The organism is Flavobacterium bernardetii (assembly GCF_011305415.1).
Classification (GTDB): domain Bacteria; phylum Bacteroidota; class Bacteroidia; order Flavobacteriales; family Flavobacteriaceae; genus Flavobacterium; species Flavobacterium bernardetii.
This window is the reverse complement of sequence record NZ_JAANOQ010000002.1, coordinates 26,612-53,190: the sequence shown is the minus strand read 5'-3', so window position 1 is coordinate 53,190 and position 26,579 is coordinate 26,612. Positions and strand designations below refer to the sequence as shown.

At 31.6% G+C, this 26,579-nt stretch carries 27 protein-coding genes; 11 read left to right on the top strand and 16 right to left on the bottom strand.

From position 1 onward, the window contains the following. Positions 1-24: 24 nt before the first annotated feature. From dnaE to mvaD, 8 genes are all read right to left on the bottom strand, one after another. Positions 25-4,551: a DNA polymerase III subunit alpha gene (gene dnaE, locus G6N05_RS05055; RefSeq protein ID WP_166125496.1), complete on the bottom strand. Its 4,527-nt coding sequence runs from the start codon at positions 4,549-4,551 to the stop codon at positions 25-27. 146 nt (positions 4,552-4,697) lie between these two features. Then, positions 4,698-5,390: a DUF6252 family protein gene (locus G6N05_RS05050; RefSeq protein WP_166125495.1), complete on the bottom strand. Its 693-nt coding sequence runs from the start codon at positions 5,388-5,390 to the stop codon at positions 4,698-4,700. Positions 5,391-5,494: 104 nt separating this feature from the next. After that, on the bottom strand, positions 5,495-6,370 hold the full coding sequence (locus G6N05_RS05045) for a pseudouridine synthase (RefSeq protein WP_166125494.1): 876 nt from the start codon (positions 6,368-6,370) through the stop codon (positions 5,495-5,497). Between the two features lie 81 nt (positions 6,371-6,451). Beyond that, positions 6,452-7,372, bottom strand: a complete 921-nt coding sequence (locus tag G6N05_RS05040) for a geranylgeranylglycerol-phosphate geranylgeranyltransferase (RefSeq protein ID WP_166125493.1) — start codon at positions 7,370-7,372, stop codon at positions 6,452-6,454. A gap of 42 nt (positions 7,373-7,414) precedes the next feature. Beyond that, positions 7,415-8,353 carry a mevalonate kinase family protein gene (locus G6N05_RS05035; RefSeq protein WP_166125492.1) on the bottom strand — a complete coding sequence of 313 codons (939 nt, stop codon included), beginning with the start codon at positions 8,351-8,353 and terminating at the stop codon, positions 7,415-7,417. A gap of 5 nt (positions 8,354-8,358) precedes the next feature. Then, entirely contained in the window at positions 8,359-8,649 is a 291-nt protein-coding gene (locus G6N05_RS05030; protein WP_166125491.1) for a type II toxin-antitoxin system RelE/ParE family toxin, read from the bottom strand. Next, positions 8,646-8,870 (bottom strand): hypothetical protein, encoded by a 225-nt coding sequence (locus G6N05_RS05025; RefSeq protein WP_166125490.1) that lies wholly within the window; start codon positions 8,868-8,870, stop codon positions 8,646-8,648. The genes G6N05_RS05030 and G6N05_RS05025 overlap by 4 nt, the downstream gene beginning before the upstream one ends. 30 nt (positions 8,871-8,900) lie before the next feature. Continuing rightward, positions 8,901-9,986 (bottom strand): diphosphomevalonate decarboxylase, encoded by a 1,086-nt coding sequence (mvaD, locus tag G6N05_RS05020; RefSeq protein ID WP_166125489.1) that lies wholly within the window; start codon positions 9,984-9,986, stop codon positions 8,901-8,903. An 89-nt stretch (positions 9,987-10,075) separates the two neighbouring features. On the opposite strand from mvaD, the gene G6N05_RS05015 reads away from it, so the two are divergent. Both G6N05_RS05015 and G6N05_RS05010 read left to right on the top strand, forming a co-directional pair. Beyond that, positions 10,076-10,555 carry a TspO/MBR family protein gene (locus G6N05_RS05015; RefSeq protein WP_166125488.1) on the top strand — a complete coding sequence of 160 codons (480 nt, stop codon included), beginning with the start codon at positions 10,076-10,078 and terminating at the stop codon, positions 10,553-10,555. Positions 10,556-10,637: 82 nt separating this feature from the next. Next, positions 10,638-11,180 carry a hypothetical protein gene (locus tag G6N05_RS05010; RefSeq protein ID WP_166125487.1) on the top strand — a complete coding sequence of 181 codons (543 nt, stop codon included), beginning with the start codon at positions 10,638-10,640 and terminating at the stop codon, positions 11,178-11,180. A 54-nt stretch (positions 11,181-11,234) separates the two neighbouring features. On the opposite strand, the gene G6N05_RS05005 is transcribed toward G6N05_RS05010, so the two are convergent. Both G6N05_RS05005 and G6N05_RS05000 read right to left on the bottom strand, forming a co-directional pair. Next, positions 11,235-12,446 carry a BaiN/RdsA family NAD(P)/FAD-dependent oxidoreductase gene (locus G6N05_RS05005; RefSeq protein ID WP_166126009.1) on the bottom strand — a complete coding sequence of 404 codons (1,212 nt, stop codon included), beginning with the start codon at positions 12,444-12,446 and terminating at the stop codon, positions 11,235-11,237. Positions 12,447-12,547: 101 nt separating this feature from the next. After that, on the bottom strand, positions 12,548-14,449 hold the full coding sequence (locus G6N05_RS05000; RefSeq protein ID WP_166125486.1) for a S9 family peptidase: 1,902 nt from the start codon (positions 14,447-14,449) through the stop codon (positions 12,548-12,550). Between the two features lie 177 nt (positions 14,450-14,626). On the opposite strand from G6N05_RS05000, the gene G6N05_RS04995 reads away from it, so the two are divergent. The 7 genes from G6N05_RS04995 (at position 14,627) to G6N05_RS04970 (ending at position 19,925) form a co-directional block, all read left to right on the top strand. Beyond that, positions 14,627-15,880 (top strand): dicarboxylate/amino acid:cation symporter, encoded by a 1,254-nt coding sequence (locus G6N05_RS04995; protein WP_166125485.1) that lies wholly within the window; start codon positions 14,627-14,629, stop codon positions 15,878-15,880. 68 nt (positions 15,881-15,948) lie between these two features. After that, positions 15,949-16,716, top strand: coding sequence for a DedA family protein (locus G6N05_RS04990; RefSeq protein ID WP_166125484.1), 768 nt, complete (start codon positions 15,949-15,951; stop codon positions 16,714-16,716). Between the two features lie 29 nt (positions 16,717-16,745). After that, positions 16,746-17,858 (top strand): NAD(P)/FAD-dependent oxidoreductase, encoded by a 1,113-nt coding sequence (locus tag G6N05_RS04985; RefSeq protein WP_166125483.1) that lies wholly within the window; start codon positions 16,746-16,748, stop codon positions 17,856-17,858. 1 nt (position 17,859) lies between these two features. Next, a complete protein-coding gene (gene mtgA, locus G6N05_RS04980) occupies positions 17,860-18,606 on the top strand; it encodes a monofunctional biosynthetic peptidoglycan transglycosylase (RefSeq protein WP_166125482.1) in 747 nt (248 codons plus the stop codon). A 12-nt stretch (positions 18,607-18,618) separates the two neighbouring features. Further along, positions 18,619-19,440 carry an SDR family NAD(P)-dependent oxidoreductase gene (locus tag G6N05_RS04975; RefSeq protein ID WP_166125481.1) on the top strand — a complete coding sequence of 274 codons (822 nt, stop codon included), beginning with the start codon at positions 18,619-18,621 and terminating at the stop codon, positions 19,438-19,440. A 24-nt stretch (positions 19,441-19,464) separates the two neighbouring features. Further along, positions 19,465-19,599, top strand: a complete 135-nt coding sequence (locus G6N05_RS15705; protein ID WP_262887786.1) for a hypothetical protein — start codon at positions 19,465-19,467, stop codon at positions 19,597-19,599. Positions 19,600-19,610: 11 nt separating this feature from the next. Then, entirely contained in the window at positions 19,611-19,925 is a 315-nt protein-coding gene (locus G6N05_RS04970; RefSeq protein ID WP_166125480.1) for a hypothetical protein, read from the top strand. 83 nt (positions 19,926-20,008) lie between these two features. Here G6N05_RS04970 and gldD read toward each other — a convergent pair whose 3' ends face one another. Genes gldD through mutY form a run of 4 tightly spaced genes read right to left on the bottom strand, consistent with a single transcriptional unit; the run spans position 20,009 to position 22,441 of the window. Then, positions 20,009-20,557, bottom strand: a complete 549-nt coding sequence (gldD, locus tag G6N05_RS04965) for a gliding motility lipoprotein GldD (protein ID WP_166125479.1) — start codon at positions 20,555-20,557, stop codon at positions 20,009-20,011. A gap of 7 nt (positions 20,558-20,564) precedes the next feature. After that, on the bottom strand, positions 20,565-20,945 hold the full coding sequence (locus G6N05_RS04960; RefSeq protein ID WP_166125478.1) for a hypothetical protein: 381 nt from the start codon (positions 20,943-20,945) through the stop codon (positions 20,565-20,567). 17 nt (positions 20,946-20,962) lie between these two features. Continuing rightward, positions 20,963-21,376 carry a single-stranded DNA-binding protein gene (locus G6N05_RS04955; protein WP_091314988.1) on the bottom strand — a complete coding sequence of 138 codons (414 nt, stop codon included), beginning with the start codon at positions 21,374-21,376 and terminating at the stop codon, positions 20,963-20,965. A gap of 36 nt (positions 21,377-21,412) precedes the next feature. Further along, positions 21,413-22,441 carry an A/G-specific adenine glycosylase gene (mutY, locus tag G6N05_RS04950; protein WP_166125477.1) on the bottom strand — a complete coding sequence of 343 codons (1,029 nt, stop codon included), beginning with the start codon at positions 22,439-22,441 and terminating at the stop codon, positions 21,413-21,415. Between the two features lie 131 nt (positions 22,442-22,572). On the opposite strand from mutY, the gene G6N05_RS04945 reads away from it, so the two are divergent. Together G6N05_RS04945 and G6N05_RS04940 are read left to right on the top strand one after the other, a co-directional pair. Then, on the top strand, positions 22,573-22,866 hold the full coding sequence (locus G6N05_RS04945; RefSeq protein ID WP_091314983.1) for an HU family DNA-binding protein: 294 nt from the start codon (positions 22,573-22,575) through the stop codon (positions 22,864-22,866). A gap of 402 nt (positions 22,867-23,268) precedes the next feature. Continuing rightward, positions 23,269-24,816, top strand: coding sequence for an Rne/Rng family ribonuclease (locus G6N05_RS04940; protein WP_166125476.1), 1,548 nt, complete (start codon positions 23,269-23,271; stop codon positions 24,814-24,816). A 37-nt stretch (positions 24,817-24,853) separates the two neighbouring features. On the opposite strand, the gene G6N05_RS04935 is transcribed toward G6N05_RS04940, so the two are convergent. Further along, positions 24,854-25,741, bottom strand: a complete 888-nt coding sequence (locus tag G6N05_RS04935) for a hypothetical protein (protein WP_166125475.1) — start codon at positions 25,739-25,741, stop codon at positions 24,854-24,856. Between the two features lie 24 nt (positions 25,742-25,765). Continuing rightward, complete coding sequence (locus G6N05_RS04930) at positions 25,766-26,533, bottom strand: SIMPL domain-containing protein (protein ID WP_166125474.1); 768 nt, start codon at positions 26,531-26,533, stop codon at positions 25,766-25,768. Positions 26,534-26,579 lie beyond the last annotated feature (46 nt).

Here is a 26,579-nt window from a genome sequence, read left to right as displayed (position 1 = left end):
ACAAAATTATGTTAGATACTTTACTTAATTCAACTTAAAATTGATTTGCATATTTTCCAAACCTTCTAACAACTCTTTGGATATATTTATTTTTAATTTTCGACTTGGCATTTCGAGCTTATTTTTAATGATCGTTTCTTCAATTTCTTCCATCTGATTTTCTACGATAATTTCAGCAACACCTTCTACCTCATCTTCAGAATCAATTACGGTTTCATCTTGAAGTTCTTCATCGATTTCAATTTCTCTTTTTACAAATCGTTTTACTTTTTCTAATTCTAACAATTCGAAAGTCACATTTAAATCGCCTTGATGATTAGAAAAAAGTTCGTTTAATTTCGAAATTAATTGTTCTTTTAATTCTTCAACTGGCAATTGAATGGTAAGTTTTTTAGCAAAATCAGGCAACACATCTTGTAAACTTTGCATGTGTGAAAAATTAATTCTTGGATCCGATTTTTTACCCGTTTCCTTATTTGCCCAACCTTCTTTAACGAAAATTTTAATAAACACGAACTGACTTTGAACCAAATAATGTCGGAATTTCAGGTATTCTTCATTGAAGATTTTAAATTCGAAAATTTCTTCGTAGCCTTCAATATTGAAAGTTGCCCAACCTTTGTTTTGTTGCGTAGTTCTGTGTTGTACATTCGAAACAATTCCTCCAAACGATAAATTTTTGCCCACTAAAGGTTCTAAATTGCTTAAAGCTTGCAACTTGGTATTGCAAAAATATTTCATTTCAAATTTATAATCGTCCAAAGGATGACCCGAAATATAAATCCCAACTACTTCTTTTTCTCTAGATAATTTTTCTAAAGTATTCCATTCTTCACAAGGCGGTACAACTGGTTCAGCAATTTGAACATCTGAAGCATCACCAAACAAACTTACCTGAGAAGAATTTTCGTTTTCTTGAAACTTCGCACCGAAACGCATGGCTTTTTCCAAAAACGTAATATTATCACCATCAGAATGGAAATATTGTGCTCTATGCGTCTCACCAAATTCATCAAAACCACCGGCTAACGCTAAGTTTTCGAATGCTTTTTTATTTGCCGCTCGTAAATCGATACGTTTGGCTAAATCGAAAATAGATTTATAACGTGCTTCTTTTCTACATTCAACTATAGTTTTTACGGCATTTTCTCCTACACCTTTAATCGCTCCCATTCCGAAACGAATCGCATTATTATCGTTTACCGTAAATTTATAGAACGATTCATTCACATCCGGACCTAAAACTTCTAAGCCCATACGTTTACATTCTTCCATGAAAAACGAAACTGATTTGATATCATTCATATTATTAGAAAGTACAGCCGCCATATATTCTGCAGGATAATGTGCTTTTAAATACGCCGTTTGATAAGCAATCCAAGCATAACATGTTGAGTGCGATTTATTGAATGCATAACTTGCAAACGCTTCCCAGTCGGTCCAAATTTTATCTAATTTTTTTTCATCGTGACCTTTTTCTTTGGCTTGTTCGATGAACTTAGACTTCATTTTATCCAGAACGTCTTTCTGTTTTTTTCCCATAGCCTTACGAAGTACATCCGCATCACCTTTAGAAAATCCAGCTAAAGATTGCGACAAAAGCATCACTTGCTCTTGATATACCGTAATTCCGTAAGTTTCTGCTAAATATTCTTCACAGGCATCTAAATCGTATGTAATTTCTTCTAAACCATTTTTTCTACGAACGAAAGAGGGAATATATTCTAACGGACCTGGACGATACAATGCATTCATCGCAATTAAATCTCCAAAAACCGTTGGCTTTAAATCTTTAAGGTATTTCTGCATTCCTGGTGATTCGTACTGAAAAATACCGACCGTTTCACCACGTTGGAATAATTCGTACGTTTTTTTATCGTCGATTGGAAAAGTATCTGGATCTAAATCGATATCTCGCTTGTATTTCACCAGTTTAACCGTGTCTTTTATAAGCGTTAAGGTTTTTAAACCTAAGAAGTCCATCTTCAACAATCCCGCACTTTCGGCAACGGCATTATCGAACTGCGTCACATATAAATCGGAATCTTTTGCTAAAGCTACTGGTACGAAATTCGTAATATCATCTGGCGTAATGATTACACCACAAGCGTGAATTCCTGTATTTCGAAGAGAACCTTCTAATATTTTGGCTTGTTGAATGGTTTCTCCAGACAACTCGCCTTGATTAGCAATTTCGATTAATTCTTTAACCCTATCGAATTCATCAGAACGAACGGCTTTTTTAACGTCTTCTTCTTTTTCAGAAAGAAAACGCGCTAAATTCCATTTTCCTGGCATCATGGCTGGAATTAATTTCGCAATTCTGTCCGCTTCGAACAATGGTAAATCTAACACACGAGCTGTATCACGAATAGCTGACTTCGTAGCCATCTTACCATAAGTGATAATTTGCGCTACTTGATTGGAACCGTATTTTTTAATTACATAATCCATTACTCGACCACGACCTTCATCATCAAAATCGATATCAATATCGGGCATCGATACACGGTCGGGATTTAAGAAACGCTCAAAAAGCAGGTTGTACAACATTGGATCAATATTCGTAATCCACAAGCAATACGCTACTACAGAACCTGCTGCAGAACCACGACCTGGTCCAACCGAAACATCCATTTTTCTTGCCTCGGCAATGAAATCTTGTACAATTAAGAAATAACCCGGATAACCTGAATTACTGATTGTTAATAATTCAAAATCAATACGTTCTCTGATTTCATCTGTGATTTCTCCGTAACGTTTTTTGGCACCTACGTACGTTAAATGTCGTAAATACGCATTTTCACCACGAACACCTTTATCTGTTAAGTCTTCAGTAACTTGAAATTCATCAGGAATATCAAATTTCGGAAGTAATACATCTCGCGAAAGCGAATAAATTTCAATTTTATCTACAATCTCTTGCACATTACTAATCGCTTCCGGCGTTTGCGGAAACAATTTTTTCATGTCATTGGTCGACTTGAAATAGTATTCCTGATTCGGTAATCCGAAACGATAGCCACGACCACGACCAATTGGTGTTGCTTGTTTTTCACCATCTTTTACACATAATAAAATATCGTGTGCGTTGGCATCTTCTTTATTGATGTAAAACGTATTGTTTGTGGCAATTAGCTTTACATTATGTTTTCTAGAAAATTGAATTAGCGTAGTATTTACCGCTTTTTCATCTTCCTGATTGTGATTCATTAATTCGATATACAAATCTTCACCAAATTGCTCTTTCCACCATAACAAAGCTTCTTCGGCTTGGTTTTCTCCGATATTTAGAATTTTATTTGGCACTTCTCCGTATAAACTCCCTGTCAAAACAATAATATCTTCTTTATATTGCTTGATTAATTCTTTATCGATACGAGGCACGTAATAAAAACCATCTGTATATGCTTTTGAGGAAAGTTTCGCTAAATTATGATAGCCTTTTTTATTCTTTGCTAATAAAACAATTTGATAGCCATTGTCTTTGTTCGATTTGTCTTTGTGATTGTTACATACAAAAAACTCACAACCTACGATGGGTTTGATGATCGTTTCTGTTGGTTGTTCGCCAGCTTCTACTAATGCTGCATTTTTAGCTTCTGCTGATTTATTATGATTTAAAATTCCGCTTACAAATTGAAAAGCTCCCATCATATTACCAATATCCGTAAGGGCAACCGCAGGCATTTTTTGTTTGGCTGTATTTTCAATTAATTTTGGAATTGAAATGGTCGATTGCAATACTGAAAACTGAGAATGATTGTGCAAATGTGCGAAAGCAACATCTGAAATATCTTCTAAATCTTCTGGTAAGATTTCAATATCTTTTGGAAGTTGTTGTTGTAATTTTTCGCGTAAGCTTGTCGAAGCTTGTTTTAAATTAACATGTTTTAAACCAATTGGTTTTACCTCTGGATTGTTAGTTCTGAAAGCGGTGTAATATTCTTCCGAAACGGGTAATTCGTTGGAATTGAAATTGCCGCGTTTTACTAATTCTAAAAAACAACGTGTTGTAGCTTCCACATCAGCAGTTGCGTTGTGTGCTTCTGCGAATTTTTCGTTAAATAAATATTCGTGTAATTCTGTTAAAGTCGGCAATTTGAATCTTCCACCACGACCTCCTGGTAATTTCAACAATAAGGCTGTTGTTTCCGTACACGTATCTAAAACGGGCATTTTGGTTAAATCAGTTGCAATTCCAAAACGATGAAATTCGCAGCCCATAATATTCACGTCAAAGCCAACATTTTGTCCAACTATATATTTTGATTGTGATAAGGCAATATTAAATTTTTCTAGAATTTCACTTAAATCGTGCCCTTCTTTAGCGGCTAATTCGGTAGAAATTCCGTGAATTCTTTCTGCATCAAAAGGAATATTATAACCTTCAGGCTTAATTAAATAATCTTGATGTTCGATAAGATTTCCCATCTCGTCATGCAATTGCCAAGCAATTTGCACGCAACGAGGCCAGTTGTTGGTATCTGTAATTGGTGCAGACCAACTTTTAGGCAAACCTGTAGTTTCGGTATCAAAGATTAAATACATAATAGAATTCTAAATTAAAAACTCCTAAAAAAAGGAAGATTTCAAAAGTACAATTTATCTTTTTTTAAGGCAATTTTAGTTATTAACAAAAACAAAAAACCACCTCGTAATGAAGTGGTTAGATATTATCTATAAGTTAAGTAATTTTAGTAAGCTGGTACTTTATAAAAAGTTCCTTTATTAAAATTAACTACATTCCCATTATCATCTACTGCATTGAAACTAAATGATCCCGTGTAAGCATTTCCTTCAATTTTTTCAATTTCAACTACTCCGTTACTTTTCAAGACATTTAAAATCTTAACTGATGCATTTGCATTACCACCGTTAATAGTAACTATATCACCAGCAGTATAACCAGTACCTCTACTAGCAATAGTTGCACCAATAACAACACCAGACGTATTAGTTGTTATTTTCAATGTTAGTCCATTTCCTGTACCACCAGTAGTGTTTACATTATTCCCGTTCAAACTTGCATAACCTGAACCAGAGTTTAACACACCTGCCAATTTATAAACTGGTCCTTCAATTAATGAAGTTTCATAATAAGAAACTGTCCCTTCATTATTATATGAATATGAAGCGTTGATACTTTGATTTGAAGTTCCTAAATTATGAATCCCAACAGTATTAGGCACATTAAATGTAACTAATTCTTTATCTGTATAAGCATTAATTGAAATAGTATTACCTGCATTAATTGTAACTTTTGAATCATCGGCACGCCAAAACACATTGTCTTTTTCACCTTGAAAAGCTGGTGAATTAGTTTTAATATCGTTTTCACAAGAAACCAATAATAATGTTAAAGCAACTATTGAAAATATTTTTTTCATTTTTTTTATTTTAAAATAAAGATTCACAAATATATATTTTATTTTAATACAATTGTAATTTGAAAACAAAAAATCCGTCTCATTTTATAACAAGACGGATCATTTTAGTTATTTTTTAAATTTACAACTTCTTGTTCTGTTAGAACTCTCCAATTTCCTCTTGGTAAATTCTTTTTGGTTAATCCTGCAAAAACTACACGATCTAATTTAATTACGTTGTATTTTAAATGTTCAAAAATGTTTCTTACCACTTTTACGTTTGAAGTTTTCATTTTTACACCAATTTCACTTTTAGCTTCACCATCAATAAAAGTTACTTCTTCCACATAAACTTTATGCCCTTCAATAGTCACTCCATTTTGAATTTTCTCTAAATCTTCATATTTCAAATTCTTATCTAAAGTAACTTGATAAATTTTAGATGAACGTTGATTAGGCGTAGTAAATTTTCTAACCATATCTGGATCATTTGTAAACAATAACAAACCTGTAGTTGTTTTATCCATTCTTCCAATAGGTTCTAATCTTACATTTGACGGTGACTTTATTAATTGCAAAACATTATTTGCTCCTTGGTCATTCTTCTCTGTAGAAAAGTTTTTAGGTTTATTTAAAAGTATGTATTCTTTTTTCTCTGGAGTAATGTTCACGCCATCAAAATTAACCACATCGGTTAATTTCACTTTGTGACCCATTTCTGTAACTACTTCTCCATTAACTTTAACATTACCACTTTGAATATAAATATCCGCATCTCTACGACTACAAACACCTGAATTGGCTACATATTTATTTAATCTGATTTCATCTTTATCAGATTTTATTTTAACCACTTGTTGTTTAGGTTTGTCTGTTCTATTGAACTTTGGAGCAGGCTTGTTTTCTGAAGAAAATGATTTTCCTGATTCGTTTTTCTTAAAATCTGGTTTTTTACTTTCTGAAGTTTTACCGCTTCTTTTCGCTCCTGACGATTTTCTCATGCTATTATTTTTTTGCAAAGGTAGTTAATTTAAGTTAGAAGTACGAAATTAGAAATTAGAAGTCCATCTAAAATTCATTAATTACTTAATTAACAGTAACTTTTGTCCGTTTTCAATCACGGTTGGTTTAATTAAAACAATACAAATTACACCCGCTAAAAGAATAATTTTCAGCAAAAAATGGAGTTTAATATAATCTACTTTTCCTTCTGATTTCCAAAGTTTCAAAACAAAAATTATAAGTAAAATGTAACTGACATAAAAGTAAATATCCATATACCCTACATCGAATACATTTATAAGAAAATACACGGGAACAATAGTAAATACTAATAATAATGAAATAATTTTCTTTGCGAAATGCTCTCCAAATTTCACTGGAATAGTTTGATAATTATTAGATAAATCGCCTTCAATATTTTCTAAATCTTTAATCATTTCACGAATCAAAATAATCAAAAACAAGAATATAGCGTGAGCGAAAATTACTTGATAGAAATTCTTAAAATACATCAAAATTCCGAAAAAAGGCAAAACTGCTAATAAAGATGCTGTAATATTACCAACAAGAAGAATTTTTTTCAGCTTGTGCGAATAAAACCAAATAATGAAAATATAAACAGAATAAAACAATGCCGCTCGCCAAGAGATAATAAAACCTAATAGAGCCGAGAAGAAATTTAAAGTAAAATAGACTTGAAGTTGCGTTTTTTGACTGACTAATCTATCTAAATAGGATTTTTTAGGCCGATTTATAATGTCTTTTTTCGCATCGTAAAAATTATTGATAATATAACCACCAGCAATCGCAAAAGTAGAAGCAATTACTAAAACAAATAATCTCCAATCCAAAATAACATCTAAAGCTCTTCTTTCTGGAGCTAAGATGTAAATCGCAGATAAATATTGTGCTAACGCGATTACAAATACATTATAACCTCGAACCACAGAAAAAAAACTGAAGATTTTAGTAAGTAATAATTTAGAGTTGCGGCTTAGCATAGAAATTAGATTCTGAAACAAGTTCAGAATGACAAAAAAGGATTAAAACTGATAAACCATTTCTAATTTATAATCTTTTAAAGACTTTTTAGCTTTTTCGAAATCTTGGGTAAAACCTAAAATATAGCCACCACCACCAGAACCACACAATTTTAAATAGTAATCGTTGGTTTCAATTCCGTTTTGCCAAATTTGGTGAAATTGCTCTGGAATCATTGGTTTGAAATTACTTAAAACCACTTTAGATAATTCTTTGGTGTTTTTAAATAACGATTTCATATCGCCTTGTAAGAAGTTTTCCACACAAGAATCGGTATATTTTATAAACTGCGATTTTAGCATTTTTCTAAAACCTTGGTCTTTTAAATTTTCCATGAAAATATTTACCATTGGAGCCGTTTCTCCAACAATTCCTGAATCTAATAAGAACACAGCACCTTTTCCAGTTGCCGATTGACTTGGAATGCCAGCTGCTTCGATATTATCTTTAGAATTGATAAGAATCGGTAAACTTAAATAACTATTTAATGGATCTAAACCAGAACTTTTTCCGTGGAAAAATGATTCCATATTAGAAAAAACAGCTTTTAATTGTAATAATTTTTCTCTAGTTAAATTTTCTAAAACGGTAATTTTATTCGTAGCATATTTGTCGTAAATAGCCGCGACTAAAGCACCACTACTTCCCACTCCGTATCCTTGAGGAATACTAGAATCAAAATACATTCCGTTGTTTACATCGTTTTGTAAAACATCAATATTGAAAGTAACCAACTCTGGTTGTTCCGTTTGTAATTGCTTTAAGTAAGCGACAAACTTCACTAAACTTTGGTTTGATTTTTTGGCTTCTTCTGTCGGATTCTCATCTGACTTTAATGCGCCGTTGTAAAAATTATATGGTATTGAAAGCCCTTTAGAATCTTCAATGATTCCGTATTCTCCGAAAAGTAATATTTTTGAGTAAAAAAGTGGTCCTTTCATATGTTTTATTCTTTTATTTTATTTGGGTTTTGTCTGGTATCAAATACTGAAACAATATAAACTTTATTCTTTTCAATAATAAAAAAAACAGTAGTTTGCTTTGAAACTACACATTTCCTTAATTCTTCAAATTCAGAAACTGGAAACAATTCAGGATTTATCTGAATCAAATCAATATTTTCTTTTAATTTATTTAAGAACTTTTTACTTGTTTTTTCAGACCATTTTGAATTTAAATAATCTACTATAATTCTAATCTCTTTTAAACTTCTGTTTGAGAATTCTAATTTTCTCATTTCCAACCGAATTCTTTTTTTATTTCTTCGTAAGAATGAACTCGTCCGTTTTTTATATCTTCTAAACCTTCATTAATTCCGTCTTTCGCAGAATTTGGTAAATCATCCCACCAATCTTTTTGTTCTTTATGAAAAACTTTCTTAATAGCCTTTATGATTGAAGGATTTTCCGTTTCCAACAATAATTTCATAAGTTCTAATTTTTCTAATTGAATATCCATTTTTGATAGTCTTTACGTAAAGATATAAAATTATTTTAAATCTTGTGCGCCATTTCCAATTTCATCGCAAATATACTGACCATTTTGACAAAAGCCAACTAATTCGTCCTGAATAAATTGCAATACTTTTTCTTTTACATTCTCAGGATACAAAACGTGCACATTTGCACCAGCATCTAAGGTAAAACAAACTGGAGTTTGCGTGTCGTTTCTAAACTTCCAAATTTTGTTAATAATTTCCAATGTATTGGGTTTCATTAATATAAAATAAGGCATTGATGTCATCATCATGGAATGTAAAGTCAAGGCTTCACTTTCAACCAAGCTCATAAATTCCGTCACATTTCCTGTTTCTAATAACGTTACTATTTTCGCAATATTGTTATGCGCTTGTTCAAAACGTTGTTCAGCAAATGGATGATTGTGCATCAAATTATGTCCAACCGTACTTGAAACTTGCTTTTCACCTTTATCGACTAACAAAATCGTATCTTGAAAATTCTGGAAATTAGAATGAATATTCCCAAATTCAACACCAAATAAATCAGAGCTGTTTTTTATAGTTTCATTTTTTCCCCAAGCCACAACATTTCCAATAATACTTCTACAAGCACTGCCAGAACCTAATCGCGCTAAAAAAGAAGCTTTCGCATAAAAATAATCGTTTGAAATTTCAGGTTTTATGGATTTTTCTAAACTCATGATATTCATAGCAATAGCTGCCATTCCTGAAGCAGAAGAAGCTATTCCAGAACTATGAGGAAAAGTATTTTGTGTATCAATTGTGAAATGATAGTCTTTTAAATACGGGCAATATGGATAAATTCTTTCGAAAAACTTTTGAATTTTTGGTTTGAAATCTTCTTTCGGTTGCCCTTCAAACAGTAAATCGAACGAAAAATTATCTTTTTCTACTTTCGAAGTAATCACAACAGACGTAATTGTTTTACAATTTTTCAGTGTAAAACTTATCGAAGGGTTTGCTGGAATTTGGTCACCATTTTCCTTTTTTCCCCAATATTTCACCAATGCGATATTGCTTGGCGCACTCCATGAAAAAGAAGCAGTTTCAATTGAATTATAGTTGGAAAGAATAAAGTCAGAATCAGAATACATAAAAAATATTTTTGACAAAGATAGAAAAGGAAGTTAGAAGTCAGAAGCATAAGTCATAACTTTTAGATATCTTTGAATAAAATTTTCAAATGAAGAAATATCTAAGAATTTCGTACTGTATCATTATTTGTTTGACTGTTGGTTTTTTCTCTGGAAAAATTACACAATCTTCTATTACTACTTGGTATCCAACACTTGTAAAACCTGTATTTAATCCGCCAAATTGGATTTTTGCGCCTGTTTGGACGATGCTTTACATTTTTATGGGAATTGCAGCAGGATTAATTTGGAACGAAATAGAAAACAAACAGAAAGAAGTAAAAGTGGCCTTACAATATTTCATTCTTCAATTAGGATTGAATGCTTTGTGGTCGTATTTATTTTTTAGCTTACACAACCTATTATTAGCTTCGATTGAAATTATTTTATTGCTATTGGTTATGTTAGAATGTTATAAATTATTTAAGCCAATAAACGCAACCGCTGCCAAATTATTCATTCCATATATCGCTTGGGTTTCCTTCGCAACTTTATTATCATTTAGTATATATTATTTAAATAATTTCTAATTTTTTTTATAATATACTGAATTTTAACCATTTAATTAAAATATTTCTTATTTTTGGAAGTCAAACACAAAAACTTTCAATTATGGATTATTATTTACAATTTGCATTAATAGGATTAATTTTTGGAATCGTTGGCTTCTTAATTGGTAAAACATTTTCTAGTTCATCTGGTGGAAATTCTGATGAAAAATGGAAATTAGATTTAGACAAATGCAACCAAAAAAACACTAAACTTCAAGCAGAAATTGATACATTAAAACTTAATACCTCTGCAAAAGCAAGTAATTTTGTTAGAAACGCGAATGAAAACAATTCGAATATTACTTTTGATGCCACAGCTGTAAAAGCAGTTTATGGAAAATCATATAAACAAGATGATTTGAAAATTGTAGAAGGCATTGGTCCTAAAATTGAAGAATTATTTAAAACTTCAGGGATTTTAACTTGGAAAGCGTTAGGAGAAACTTCTGTAGATAGATTACGAGAAATATTAAGCAAAGCTGGAGAAAGATATCAAATTCATGATCCAAATACTTGGCCACGACAATCTAAAATGGCTTATGAAGGTAAATGGCAAGAATTAAAAGATTGGCAAAACACCTTAGAAGGCGGAAGAGAAGTCTAATTTTAGCATAAAAAAACCTCGAAAGTATCGAGGTTTTTTTATGCTTTATTTTTCTTAGATATTTTCTGCAACTATAAAACCACTTGTCCAAGCATTCTGAAAATTGAATCCACCAGTAATAGCATCAATATTTACCACTTCACCAGCGAAATATACTTTTGGTAAGATTTTACTTTGCATGGTTTTAAAATTAATTTCTTTTAAATCGATTCCGCCAGCGGTTACAAATTCTTCTTTAAATGTACTTTTTCCGTTGACTTGAAATTCGGCTTGCGTTAATTGACTCGCTAAACTATTAATTTGCTTGTTCGTAACCTCAGCCCATTTATAATCTAAAGCAATATCAGAAGCGGTAACGATATTTTCCCATAAACGTTTTGGAAAGTCAAACGGACAAAATTTACCAATAAGTTTTTTATTGTGTTCTTCTTTTATGTCTTTTAGTTTTTCAACAGCTTCCTCAAAAGAAAGTTCATCTAACCAATTCACTAGTAACGCAAAACAATACTTTTTATCATGTAATTCTCTTGCTCCCCATGCGGAAAGTCTTAAAATTCCTGGGCCAGAAAGTCCCCAATGTGTGATTAATAATGGTCCTGAAGAAGCTAATTTAGAATTTTTAATTTTGATGCTGGCTTGCGCCGAAAGTCCCATTAAATCTTTAATTCTTTTATCGGTAATATTGAAAGTGAATAATGACGGAACTGGTTCTACAATTTCGTGCCCCATTTGATGCATCATTTCCCAAATCTTAGGATTACTCCCTGTGGCTACTACAATTTTTTCGGCAACAAAAACATCGTGTTGGGTTTCAATTTTCCATTGTTCGGCTGCATTGAAATATAAAGATTGTACACTTTGTGAAGTAAAAACCTTAATACCTAATTTTTTAACGTCCTTTTCGAAACAATCAATAATAGTTTGAGAATCATCCGTAATTGGAAACATCCTTCCGTCTTCTTCGATTTTTAATTCGATACCTCTTTTTTCGAACCAATCAATCGTATCACCAGAACAAAACTGTGAAAACGGTCCTTTTAATTCTCTTTCACCACGTGGATAAAATTTCACTAAATCGTTGGGTACAAAACACGCGTGTGTGACATTGCAACGCCCTCCACCAGAAATTTTAACCTTAGTCAGGCATTCTTTTCCTCGTTCGAGAATCGCCACACTAAGTTGCGGATTTTTCTCTGCAATATTAATCGCTGCAAAGAAACCGGCTGCGCCACCGCCTATAATTATGATGTTGTATGATTGCATTATTTTTTGTTTTTGTTAAAAGACCTGTCAGGTTTTAAAAACCTGACAGGTCTGAAATTATTTATTAAATTGGCTAATTGACACATTTTCAAATTGGCACATTACTAAAGCGTTTCTTTCAACCATTTGAAAAATTCACCTTGCCAAACTAAAGCATTTTGAGGTTTTAACACCCAATGGTTTTCATCTGGAAATAATAAAAATTTACTTTTGATTCCTTTTAATTGTGCGGCTTGAAAAGCTTCTTGACCTTGTCCGATTGGCACACGGTAATCTTTTCCACCTTGAATAATTAGTATTGGTGTATTCCAATTGTTTACTAACTTAATTGGATTGAATTCGTTGTATGTTTTCTGTGCGATTTTATTATCTTTTTCCCAATAAGCTCCTCCAGAATCCCAATTCGTAAAGAACACTTCTTCCGTGGTTCCGTACATACTTTCTGTATTGAAAATTCCGCAATGAGAAATGAAAGTTTTGAATCTGTTTTTATGAATTCCTGCTAATTGAAACACTGAATATCCGCCGTAACTTGCGCCAACAGCACCAATTCTTGCTTTATCTACATACGATTCTTTTGAAATATCATCAATGGCTGATAAATAATCGTCCATAACTTGTCCGCCCCAATCACCTGAAATTTGTTCGTTCCATTTTACACCATGACCTGGCATTCCTCTTCTATTTGGCGCGACTACAATATAACCTTGAGAGGCCATTACTTGAAAATTCCAACGGAAAGAATAATATTGTGTCAACGCACTTTGCGGACCACCTTGACAATATAAAAGTGTTGGATATTTTTTTGTTTTATCGAAATTTGGAGGCAAAATTACCCAAACTAACATTTTTTTACCATCAGTTGTTGTTACCCAACGTTTTTCTGAAGTACATTTTGCAATTTTCGAATACGCTTCGTCATTTACATGTGTGATTTGTTTCCAAGATTTTGCTTTTAAATCATATGAAAACACTTCCGTTGCCATGTTATGAGTTGTTTTGGTCACTAAAACCGAAGTTCCTGTGAAACCTACAATTCCGTTAACGTCAAAATCGCCGTCTGTTACTTGTCTTACTGTAACTGCAATTCTTGTTACACCAGGAAAATTAACTTCAAACAATTGTTTTGTCCCTAAAACTGGCGCAATGAAATATACTTTTTTTCCATCTGTACTCCAAGTAAAACTATCAACCGTTCCGTCCCAAGCCGCAGTTAAATTGATATCTACTCCTTTATGGCGAACAATAATATCATTTTTATCCGCTTCAAAACCATCACGTTTCATTTGCAACCATGATAAATCGCCTTGTGGTGAAAATAATGGATGTGTATCGTAACCTAAATTCTTTTCAGTAAGATTTTTTGTGTTTTTTGTAGCTAAATCATACTCGTATAAATCTGTATTTGTACTTGTAGCATAAGCTGTTCCTGCTTTTTTCTTGCAAACATAAATGATTTTGCTTCCGTCTGGCGACCAAATATAATCTTCATCACCACCATGCGGTTTTTGAGGAGAATCGTAAGGTTCATTTGGCATAATATCTACGAAAGCAGCATCCTTTATATTTTCAGAATAGCCAACATGATTGTGAGTTCCGTCATTCCAAGTATCCCAATGGCGATAATCTAAACTTTCATAAACTTGTGCCGTAGTTTTAGATAATTCTGGATACAAATCTGATCCTAATAATTTTTCAACTTTTACGGCTTTATCAACTAATTTTTTAGAACCATCTTTAGAAATATTTTTATCAGCTACTAAACCTTCTATTGATTCTAAAAGTGTTTCTTTTCCACCACCAACTGGTACTGAAAAATATTTTGAATTTATTTTATTTTCTTGAACGTTTGGCGTTCCAACTTTGTAGATTAACGCCTTCCCATCTTTTGAAATACCAATTGGAGTAACTCTACCTAATTGCCATAATTTTTCTGGCGTCATGATTTGTTGCGCATTTGAACTCATACTTATTACACTGAAAATGAAGAAAATATATTTTTTCATACTTATAAATTTTAAAACGAGGTTAAAAGTAGCACTTTTTTGAAAAAATATAACTATTTTCACGCTCTAAAATAAATATGTTTTAAAATCGTTACAATTGGAAGTTTGTTAATGCAAATACCCATAAATAAAAGGCGATGCAATTCATGTCTACTTCTAAAAAATAAATTTACATTTATGAAAAACAATAAACTATTCATACTAATCATCATATCACTAATTATTGGTGTAACTTTAGGTGGAATTGTACATTATCAGTATCCTGATTCCATTGATTCTTTCTCGAAAAATATCAAATTATTAGGAACGGTTTTCATTCGTTTGGTTCAAATGATTATTGCACCATTAGTATTCTCTACTTTAGTGGTTGGAATTGCTAAAATGGGCGACATGAAAATGGTAGGACGAGTTGGAGGAAAAGCAATGGCTTGGTTCATTTCTGCTTCTTTAATTTCTTTATTATTAGGATTGGTTTTAGTCAACTTTTTCGCACCAGGAAAAGGAACATCTATAAAATTAGACGACACATCTGGAGCTACGGAATTACTTGAAAACTCTAAAGGTTTCTCCTTAGAAGAATTCGTAAAACACGTTATTCCTCGTAGTTTATTTGAAGCATTTGCAACAAACGAAATCTTACAAATTGTAATCTTCTCTATTTTATTTGGTGTGGCTTTGGCAGCATTTAGTAAAAAAGAAGCGAAACCAATTATCAAATTATTAGACACAACCGCTCACGTAGTTTTAAAAATGGTTTCTTACATTATGTGGACAGCGCCATTAGGAGTTTTAGGTGCGGTTGCCAGTGCAATTGCGAAACACGGTTTTGAAGTTTTTGAACTTTACGCTAAATATTTAGGTGCGTTTTTAGTCGGAATTATTGTGCTTTGGTTGATCTTATTAACGGTTGGCTATATCATTTTAGGAAAACGATTATTTGTATTGTTACAACGAATTAAAAGTCCTTTGTTAATTGCTTTTTCAACTACAAGTTCAGAAGCGGTTTTCCCGAAAATGGTAGAAGAATTAGAACGTTTTGGTTGTCAGCCAAAAATCGTATCGTTCACTTTACCACTAGGTTATTCTTTTAACTTGGACGGAAGTATGATGTACATGACTTTTGCCAGTATTTTTATTGCTCAAGTGTATGGAATTGAAATGTCGGTGCCAGAACAACTTACCATGCTTTTGGTTTTAATGCTAACAAGTAAAGGAGTTGCCGGCGTACCAAGAGCTTCATTAATTGTTGTGGTTGCTACTTGTGCGATGTTTGGTATTCCACCAGAAGGAATCGCTTTAATTTTACCAATTGACCATTTTTGCGATATGGCAAGAAGTATGACAAATGTATTAGGAAACGCACTTTCAACAGCAGCAATTGATAAATGGGAATCGAAACACGAAGCGAATAATGAAATCGCTAACGAATAAAAGCTTGCACGAATAAACACAGAAAATAAAATAGCGTCACATAGGTTACCGCTAAAAAAATCAAACAAATGAAATTTAATTTAGACATTTTTAATATTTTAAAATCGAACTTTTTTATACAAGCTCAAGAAATTGATCAAGAATTTAAATGGACACAACTTTTTAATCCAGAATTTTATATTAATTTAGAACTAGGTGGCGTTCCTATTGGAATTTACGTAGTTTTATTTATCATTTTTGCTGAAACTGGTTTATTCATTGGGTTTTTTCTTCCTGGTGATAGTTTATTGTTTTTATCCGGAATTTATGCGGAAGCTTTAGCAGCTCCTTTAACGTTTTTACCACAAGGTTATTCGCCTGTATTTATTGTAGCGACTTTAATCGCGCTATCTGGAATTATAGGAAATATATTTGGTTACTGGTTTGGGTCAGTTTATGGGAAAAATTTATACCAAAAAGAAGACGGCTTTTTCTTCAAGAAAAAATACTTATACCAATCGGAAAGTTTCTTTCAAAAACACGGTGGTGTGGCGATAGTTTTCGCGCGTTTTTTACCAATCGTTAGAACTTTCGTACCTATTATTGCTGGAATAGTTCATATGGAAAAAAAGAAATTCATGTTTTATAATGTGTTGAGTTCTCTTTTATGGTCATTTATTTTGGTATATTCTGGTCACTATTTATATGGTTTGTTTTTAGAAAAATTTGACATCGATTTAAAACATCATATCGAAAAAATCATTATTATTTTAGTTGTTGCTACAACACTTCCATTAGTAATGAAAGCAATAAAAAACAAGAAATTAGAAATTGAAGATAAAACTGGAGACGAATAGTTTAAACTAATTTCTTTAGAAAACAAGTTATGCAATTAAGCTATTGGGAAATAAAAAATTGGTTCTCCAATGTAGATTACACCATTGTTGGAAGCGGAATTGTCGGTTTACATACGGCAATTCGGTTGAGAGAACGATTTCCTAATGCTAAGATTTTAATTTTAGAAAGAGGTGTTTTACCACAAGGGGCGAGCACCAAAAACGCTGGTTTTGCTTGTTTCGGAAGTGTTTCTGAAATTATTGACGATTTAAAATCGCATTCTGAAGAAGAAGTCATACAATTAATTCAAAAAAGATTTTCGGGTTTACAATTACTTCGTAAAAACTTAGGTGACGAAGCTATAGACTACAAACCATTTGGCGGATACGAATTATTTTTAAAAGAAGACGAAGCCTTTTATAACGATTGCATTTCCAAAATTCCTTTCATAAACGATATTGTCCGTCCGTTATTTAAGACGGAGGTGTATTCCAAAGTTTTCGATAGATTTGATTTTAAAAACACATTTGAATATTTAATTTTCAATGAATTTGAAGGTCAAATTGACACTGGAAATATGATGCAAACGCTATTAAAAAAAGCCATTCAAAACGACATTCTTATTTTAAACAATCAAACGGTTTCTAAACATCAAGATTTGAATGATGGTGTAGAAATTGTAACAAACGACATAACTTTTAAAACCAAAAAACTACTTTTTACTACAAATGGTTTCGCATCAGAATTGACAAATAATCAAGTCAAACCGGCTAGAGCTCAAGTTTTAATTACAAAACCCATTGAAAATTTACATATCAAAGGAACATTTCATTTAGATCAAGGATATTATTACTTCCGAAATATAAATAACAGAATACTTTTTGGCGGTGGAAGAAACCTTGATTTTGAAGGCGAAACCACAACTACATTAGAAACTACTGAAATAATTCAAAATCGCTTGCAAGATTTACTAAAAAATGTAATTTTGCCTAACACTCCTTTTGAAATTGAACATCGCTGGAGCGGAATTATGGGCATTGGAAATTCAAAAAAACCAATTGTACAACAAATTAGCAACCATGTGTATTGCGGTGTCAGAATGGGTGGAATGGGCGTTGCCATTGGCAGCTTAATCGGACAAGAATTAGCAGATTTAACATAAAATGGCAATAAAAAAAACAACTCCAAAACCTAAAGCAAAACCAACAAAACCTAAAAGCACTGAGAAAAAAGGATTTTTCGGTCAATTCATGCGTTTCTTTTGGAAGGCTTTTATGTGGTTTAATATTATCAGTCTGTTTTTTGTAGTATTATATAAATTTGTTCCAGTTCCATTTACTCCATTAATGGCGATTCGCTATTTTGAGAATTCTGCAGACGGTAAAGATATTGAAACCCAACACGATTGGGTGCCATTAGAAGACATTTCTAAAAATTTACAAAAAGCTGTAATTGCTAGTGAAGACGGTCGTTTTTTCGAACATAGTGGTTTCGATTTTAAAGCCATACAAAAAGCAGCAGTTGGAAACTTTAAAGGAAGAAAATTAAAAGGCGGAAGTACTATCACGCAACAAACTGCCAAAAACGTTTTTCTTTGGCAAGGTAGAAGTTATATCAGAAAAGGATTAGAAGCGTATTATACTTTTTTAATTGAACTGATTTGGGGAAAAGAACGCATTTTAGAAGTCTATTTAAATAGCATTGAAATGGGTGACGGTATTTATGGTGCTCAAGCCGCAACACAACATTGGCACAATAGAGATTGCAAAAGCTTAACCCGAATGCAAGCTGCCGGAATTGCTGCAATTTTACCAAACCCAAGAAAATTTAAACCTAATGGCTCTGCATATATTAGTAATAAACAGGCAAAAATTGCCCGATATATTTTAATGACTAAATTAAAATATTAATAAAATCTTAAGATGAAAACTGTATTAATAACTGGTGCTGGTGGAGGAATTGGCAAACAAACTTCATTGTATTTCGCTAAAAACAACTGGACCGTTATAGCCACATTACTTTTTGAAAGCGAAGGTGAAGACTTCAAAAACATACCAAATATATTTTGCTATGAAATGGATGTAACTTCAACTGAAAGTATCGCTTTGGCAACGGAAAAAATACTGCAAAATCATCCCAAAATTGATACCATAATTAACAACGCAGGAATGGGCTACAGAAGTTTCGTAGAACTTTCCGAAGATAAAAAAATAGATACTATTGTAAACGTCAATTGGTTAGGCGTTGTAAAAATTTGTCGTGCTTTTATTCCAACATTTAGAGAACAAAAATTCGGACAATTTATTAATATAACTTCTGTTGCAGGATTGGTAAATTTACCACTTGGGAATTTTTACCATTCTACAAAACAAGCTGTGGAAAGTTTTTCTGAATGTATGGCATATGAATTGGTTGATTTTAACATTAGTGTTTCAACCGTTCAATTTGGAAATGCACCTACTTCTTTTCAAAAAAATGTGGTAAAATCTGACGCCACTGAAATTCAATCTTACAATAAATTAATGGATAAAATTTCAACTTTATTAGAAAAGAAATCTGGTAAAAATGCCGACTTACCGCAACAAATTGTAGAAAAACTATTCTCTATAGCTGAAAAACCAAATAAAAATTTCAGAAGATATACCATTGGTTTTGATGCCAATATTATGAGATATTTACGTTTCATTTTAGGCTACAAACTTTTCAACGCTGTAATTAGAAAATCTGTCTTCGGTAAATTTTAAAATGAATGTTTAAGAAAACATAAATTGTTTTCATTTGACAGAAAGCTACTTTTAGAAACTCAAAACAAGCATTTGTCAATTAAAGACTTACCAATTGAAATTTATTTATTAGTTTTAGAATCAGAACAAGTTGGAAATCAAAAAATTATTAAAAATTAAACGCTATACCTATGAAAGCACTTTTATTAACCTTCTATTTTTCAATCATTGGATTGAATATGGTAAACATCAAACAGAATAATATCATTATTAGATCAGAAAACATTGAATCAAGTTTTTCTTTAATTAACGACTCTAAAGACAAAATAAGTATTCATACCGGAACTGGATTTGTATCTTTGAATAAAGGTTCCAAAACCAGCATTGGTTGCAACGTCGGAAAAGAAGTACGTTGGGCAAATGAAGGCAAAAAAGGAGATGTAATTTTCAAAATAACTTCAGAAATGTGTGGCAAAACATTAAAATTATCTGAATTCACAAAGTAATTTAACACAAAAAACTCTTAACCAAACACTATGTTTTCAGTTAAGAGTTTTTTATTTAAGTTGGATTCGAAATAAAGTTAAATCTATTTCCATTTAATAGATTCAATAATTTGTTTCATGTCGTTTTTAATGTAATCTGCAGCTGGAAGAATCGAATCGAAATTTGGTTTAGAATAAAAATACATACTTGCAGTTACAAAATTTCTAGTACTATCCGTAACATAAAACTGCGCGTTTGTTGCAGCATTTCCTCCTACTTGATAAAACATTCCATACACTTTATGATCTAAATTCACGTAGGGTTGTTCTGCGATATCGTTGGCTTTAATTACGTGTTCATACGTTAATTTCTGCGCATCCGTTAGTAGTTTTTCTAAATTATTTTGAACCGGTTTGTATGTTAAATATACGGTAGCTTTCATTTTTGGATAGTGAATTTCCAAACCACAATTTGAAGTTGCTTTTACTTCTGCCAATTCATTTTTATCGAAATCGAAACCGCAAGAATTTGAAAATTTCATATATTTTGCTGGTGGATATTCTAAACTTAATTGCCCTGTAGGTTTTGGCATTTTTTCATCACCACAAGAAAGTAAGGAAAGAAAAAGTGTAAATAATATTATGTTTTTCATTTTGTGTTTAATTTGTTCTTGATTCGGTCATAAAACCTAAAATATCAAACTTCATTTTTTTTGAATTATATTTTAATCTGAGATTAATTTTATGAATTCCGTTATTTAAAATTAAAACATTTTCGGCTTCTGAATTTCCATAAGGATAATTTAAATCTGCATTTACAACTTTAAATTTAAAACTTGCATTCTGTTTTTTCAATTCAAATATTTTTCGCTTTAAACTACTTCCAACAAAAACAATATTTTCAGTTGAATTTATTTTTGACAAATCTATTGAAACGAGTTCTTTTCCAACATACAAAATTTTATTTTCATTCGTTTTATCTGCACATGAAATAAAAAAAAGAATAACAATAAAAGCAAAACACTTTTTCAAATTATTCATTAATAAAAACATATAAATTACTCTAGCGAATCAAAATCCACATCTTTAGAACTTGGTGGATTAGTAGTTGGCGCTTTAGATAAATCTGAATCTTTTTTCGTGTTTAAGAAAGTAAATTCTGTAACTTGAATTTCAGTTGTATATTTTGTAGTTCCGTCTTCAGCTGTCCATTGACGCGACTTAATACGACCTTCAATATAAATTTTATCGCCTTTTGAAAGGTATTTTTCACATAATTCTGCGGCTTTATTTCGAACCACAATATTATGCCATTCTGTAGAAGTTATTTTTTCTCCAGTCGATTTATTGATGTACACTTCATTTGTTGCCAAAGGAAAGCGTCCAATACAACTTTGCGCATCAAAATAATGCATTTTTACTTCGTCTCCTAAATGTCCTATTAGAATAACCTTATTTAATGTACCGTTCATGGCTTATATCTTTTTATCAAAAATACTAAATATTATTTAGATTACAATTTTTTCTATAAAATTATGTAGGACAATTGGCACAGGTAATTGCTTCAGTTCTTCAAAAGTGTAGCCTTTATTTATAGCGTCTTCAATTTCAATCGTATAAAATTTAATATTCAAATGTTGATGCGATAATTTATGTAATACATCAAATGTGTCAAAATAATGGAAGTTTTTAATCTCATATTTTACGTTTAACTGATTCAAAATCTCAGTTTCTTCGATTTCACTTTCCGATTCAATACAAGGAAATTCGAATAAATTTTTCCAAATACCGTTATCCGTTCTTTTATTCATTTCATAGTTTTCGGAAGCATCTTTCACTAAGATGTAATTCAAAAATCGTTTAGTAACCTTAACTTTTTTAGATTTCACTGGTAATTCTGAAACTTTTTTTAATTTGAAAGCTTCGCAACTATCATTAAAAATACATTCCATACAATTCGGGCTTTTCGGAACACATTGCAAGGCACCAAATTCCATTATCGCTTGATTGTGAATGTCCGGTTTAGATTTAGAAAGCACTTTCGTAGCCAATTCTATAAAATACTTTTTAGAGGTATTTTGTGAAATATCGTAATCCACATTAAAAACACGAGATAATACTCTGAAAACATTTCCATCTAAAACAGCAACAGGTTCATTGGAAGAAAAAGAGGCAATTGCGGCGGCGGTATATGTTCCAATTCCTTTTAATTTTAGTAATTCTTCGTACGAATTTGGGAAAATTCCCTTGTGATTTTCCACTACAAATTTCGCGGTAAAATGCAGATTTCTGGCTCGAGAATAATATCCAAGTCCTTGCCAAAGCTTTAAAATTTGCTGTTCATCGGCATTTGCCAAATCTTTTACTGTTGGAAAAGCGTTGATAAAATTAATATAATATGGCAAACCCTGACTCACTCTTGTTTGCTGCAAAATAATTTCTGAAAGCCAAATTTTGTAAGCATCAGTGGTGTTTCGCCATGGCAAGTCTCTGTAATTTTGGTTATACCAATTGATAATTTTAGTTGAAAAATTCATATTAAAATTTAAAGCCGTAAAAATAAATCATTTATATGGTTAAATTTTAGTTCATTAAGTTTGAATTTGTATTTTTTTAATTCATATATTTGCACACTCAAAAAAATACATAAAATTTAACACGCAAGAAAATGACGAAAGCAGACATCGTAGCAAAAATTTCAGAAAAATTAGGCCTTGAAAAAGGTGACGTTCAAGCTACTGTAGAATCATTCATGGAAGAAGTAAAAAATTCATTAGAAACTGGTGATAACGTTTACTTAAGAGGATTTGGAAGTTTTATTGTTAAGACAAGAGCTGAAAAAACAGGAAGAAACATTTCTAAAAACACAACAATCAAAATTCCAGCACACAACATTCCAGCATTTAAACCTGCTAAAGTATTCGTTGAAAGCGTTAAAGAAAAGACAGAAGTAACTGTATAATATTATTTATTAATCATAAAAACTACACATTATGCCAAGTGGTAAAAAAAGAAAAAGACATAAGGTAGCTACTCACAAGCGTAAAAAAAGAGCGAGAGCTAACCGTCACAAAAAGAAAAAGTAGTCTAAAAACTACTTTTCTTTGTTTAAAGAAGAAAAATTATCATTTAAGCTTAGAATTTTACAAGCTTAAAACTCTAAGCTCAAATGATAAACGTTCATTGAATTTTGAATTGAATACAATTTTGACAAGCTCAATTTTGCATTATAATTCTATTGGGTATTTTACCTAAATTGTTTAATCCATCCTAACAATAAGTTGATAGTTGAAGTTGATAGTTGCTTTTCGTAACCAACAACCGACAACCGACAACAAAAATGTTCGGATATAAAAGATACAGCATGAACAAAGAATTAATTATTAGATCTGGTTCAGACGCAGTAGATTTTGCCTTATTAAAAGATGGAAAACTAATTGAATTACACAAAGAAAAAGAGGCTAGCGATAGTAATCAGTTTCAAGTTGGAGATATTTTTATAGCAAAAATAAGAAAACCTGTTGCCGGATTAAACGCTGCTTTTGTGCACTTAGGTCATGAAAAAGATGCTTTTTTGCATTATCATGATTTAGGGCCAAACTTAGGTTCTTTGATGAAATTTATTAAACTTGTAAGCGCAGGTAAAATAAAAGATTATTCACTCAAAAATTTCCCTTTTGAACCTGAAATCAATAAAGATGGCACTATAATGGACATATTAAGTGCCAATCAATCGATTTTAGTTCAAGTCGTTAAAGAACCGATCTCAACCAAAGGACCAAGAATTAGTTCTGAGATTTCTTTAGCAGGAAGATATGTAGTATTAGTACCTTTTTCTGACCGTGTTTCTATTTCACAAAAAATAGGAGACAGAGCGGAGAAAGATCGTCTAAAAAAATTACTACAATCTATAAAACCAAAGGGATTTGGTGTTATTGTGAGAACAGTAGCCGAAGGCAGAAAAACAACTGAGATTGAAAAAGATGTAGAAACATTGCTAGAACGTTGGACTACAATGTGTAAAAAACTACAAACCGCTCATCATCCCTCAAAAGTATTAGGAGAATTGACAAAGTCTTCTTCTATGCTAAGAGACATATTTAACGATACTTTTACGAGTATTCAAGTAGATGATGAAGATTTGTATTTACAAACGAAGGAATATTTGCAAGAAATAGCTCCGGATAAAGCGTCTATCGTAAAACACTATCAGTCGAAAGATTTACCTCTTTTTGAAAAGTATAATATAGAAAGACAAATAAAAACCTCTTTTGGAAAATCAGTTTCTATGAGCAAAGGTGCTTATTTAATTATCGAACACACAGAAGCATTACACGTTATCGATGTAAATTCTGGAAATCGATCAAATAAAGCACAAAACCAAGAAGATACTGCCATGGAAGTAAATATGATTGCTGCAGGAGAAATTGCACGTCAGTTACGACTAAGAGATATGGGAGGAATTATTGTTGTCGATTTTATAGACATGCAAAATCCAGACAATAGAAAAATATTGTTTGATTTCTTAAGAGAAGAAATGAGTGACGACAAGGCCAAGCATAAAATCTTGCCTCCTAGTAAATTTGGATTAGTTCAAATTACTAGACAAAGAGTTAGACCTGAAGTTAATATTGAAACAAACGAAGAAAACCCGAACGAAAACGGACAGGTTGAAGCGGCAATTTTAATTATTGACAAAATAGAAGCTAACCTAGAAAGCATTATCAAAGACCATAAAAAAGTTGTACTTAATGTACACCCTTTTGTGGCCGCATACCTTACAAAAGGTTTTCCATCCTTACGTTCAAGATGGTTTCTTGAACATAAGAAATGGGTGAAAATTATACCTCGTGACGCTTACACGTACCTTGAATATCACTTTTTTGATAACCAAGGAAAAGAAATTTTATAAAATAAAAAACCGCTACTCGAAAGAATAGCGGTTTTTTTTATTTGTTTTCGAAAAAATTATCGAAAAAGTCGTTTAACTTCTTACCTCGATACGTTTTTTTATAAATGAATTGAACAGAGTCTTTATCCAAATTCAAATTTTCTGAGTATTTGATGTAATAGCTTGGTTTACGATTCATATCAGGATACTTCAAACCTACTTCAACTTCTTTAAAAGGAATAAGCCTCTGGTTTTTCCAATAATAAATAGACTTAATGTTTGGCGCATACCAACTTCCTTCATAATTTACATCAATTCTGGAATCGTTTGGTTTAAAATTATATTGACTCGAGAAAAAATTTCCTCCATTATAAAATTTACTTTCCAATGCATTAAATCCAAAAAAGTAATTGTAGCAATTTCCATTCATATTAAAATGCCCAACAGATTGAATTTCAAAAATACCATCATTATTTAAATCAACCGACTGAAAATAAACAACATTATCCACTTCAGAGGAATTTAAATATATCCATTTTTTATTTTGAAGTCTATAAAAATCAATTTTAACATTTTCTTCGAAATCAGAATCAATATTTGGACAAACAATTGCAAAAACATTACCTTCTTTTTCTAGTCTTGTAAAAGCTACGACTTGACCACTGTATAATTGATATTCGCCTACTGGACCAATTGCATTATATAAAGAATCAGAAATAAATTCTTTCTCAATATCAACATTCAACTTTAAAACACTATCGATATTAATTGGCCTTTCATTAAATTCTTCAAGAGCTTTTTCTTCTTCAACAATTACTGAATCTACATAAGAAACACTAACAGAATCAACAACATTTGAATCTGAATTTATGGGTTGATTTTTCGTTTTACATGAAAATAAAAATAGGATAAAAAAAACGACTATTACATTAAATGAATTTTTCATTTATCTAAAAAAAACTCTACTAAATTACTCCAACTCATATTCCAACCTCACCGTAATTCTAGCGGTTTTGTTTTTGCTAAAGGTGTCGTTGTTTCCGCCATAACTATCGTCTTCAGTGGAACCTTGCCCTGTAATTTGAAAAACACCCATACTTGCCGTTTTTAGTTTTCCTAAATCGCCATCCGCGGTTTTTACAATTTTTTCGGCACGTTCGTAAGCGTCTTTTGTTGCGTTTTCAATTAAGCTTTGTTTTAAACTTGCTAAATCGGAGTACGTATATTGAATAGAATTAGAAGATAATTCAATACCTGAATTAATTAGTTCAGAAGTTTTCCCAGAAACTGCTTCAATACGTTTCATTAAATCGGGGTTTTTCTTTGCTGAAAAAGTTATCGTTTGCGAAGCTTCATAACCATCAAAAACTTGTTCGTATTTGGTATTATATTGATTTTCGGCATTTTCTATTCTAACTTCTCTAAATTTCTTATTAAATTGTACCGCACCAAAACTAAATTCAGCAGATTTAAACCCTTTTCCTAAAAAGAAATTAGACACGATTTTCTGATCCGCAATCATTTTATTGTAGGCTTCTTTAATATCATAACTTTTTGTGGTAAAACTTCCACTCCACAAAATTTCATCAGAAACGAAATCTTTCGTACCCAAACCAATTACGGAAATGGAATCTAAATTTTCATTTCGCTTTTTAAAAGCTGTTCCCAACACAAATGCTGTAGCAATAATAGCAATTCCAATAATTGCCGAAGACTTCACTCTTTCTGTAATTTCCATTCTTAGTTTAGTTTAAAAGATTGATTTTAGTTAAATTTTCTTATTA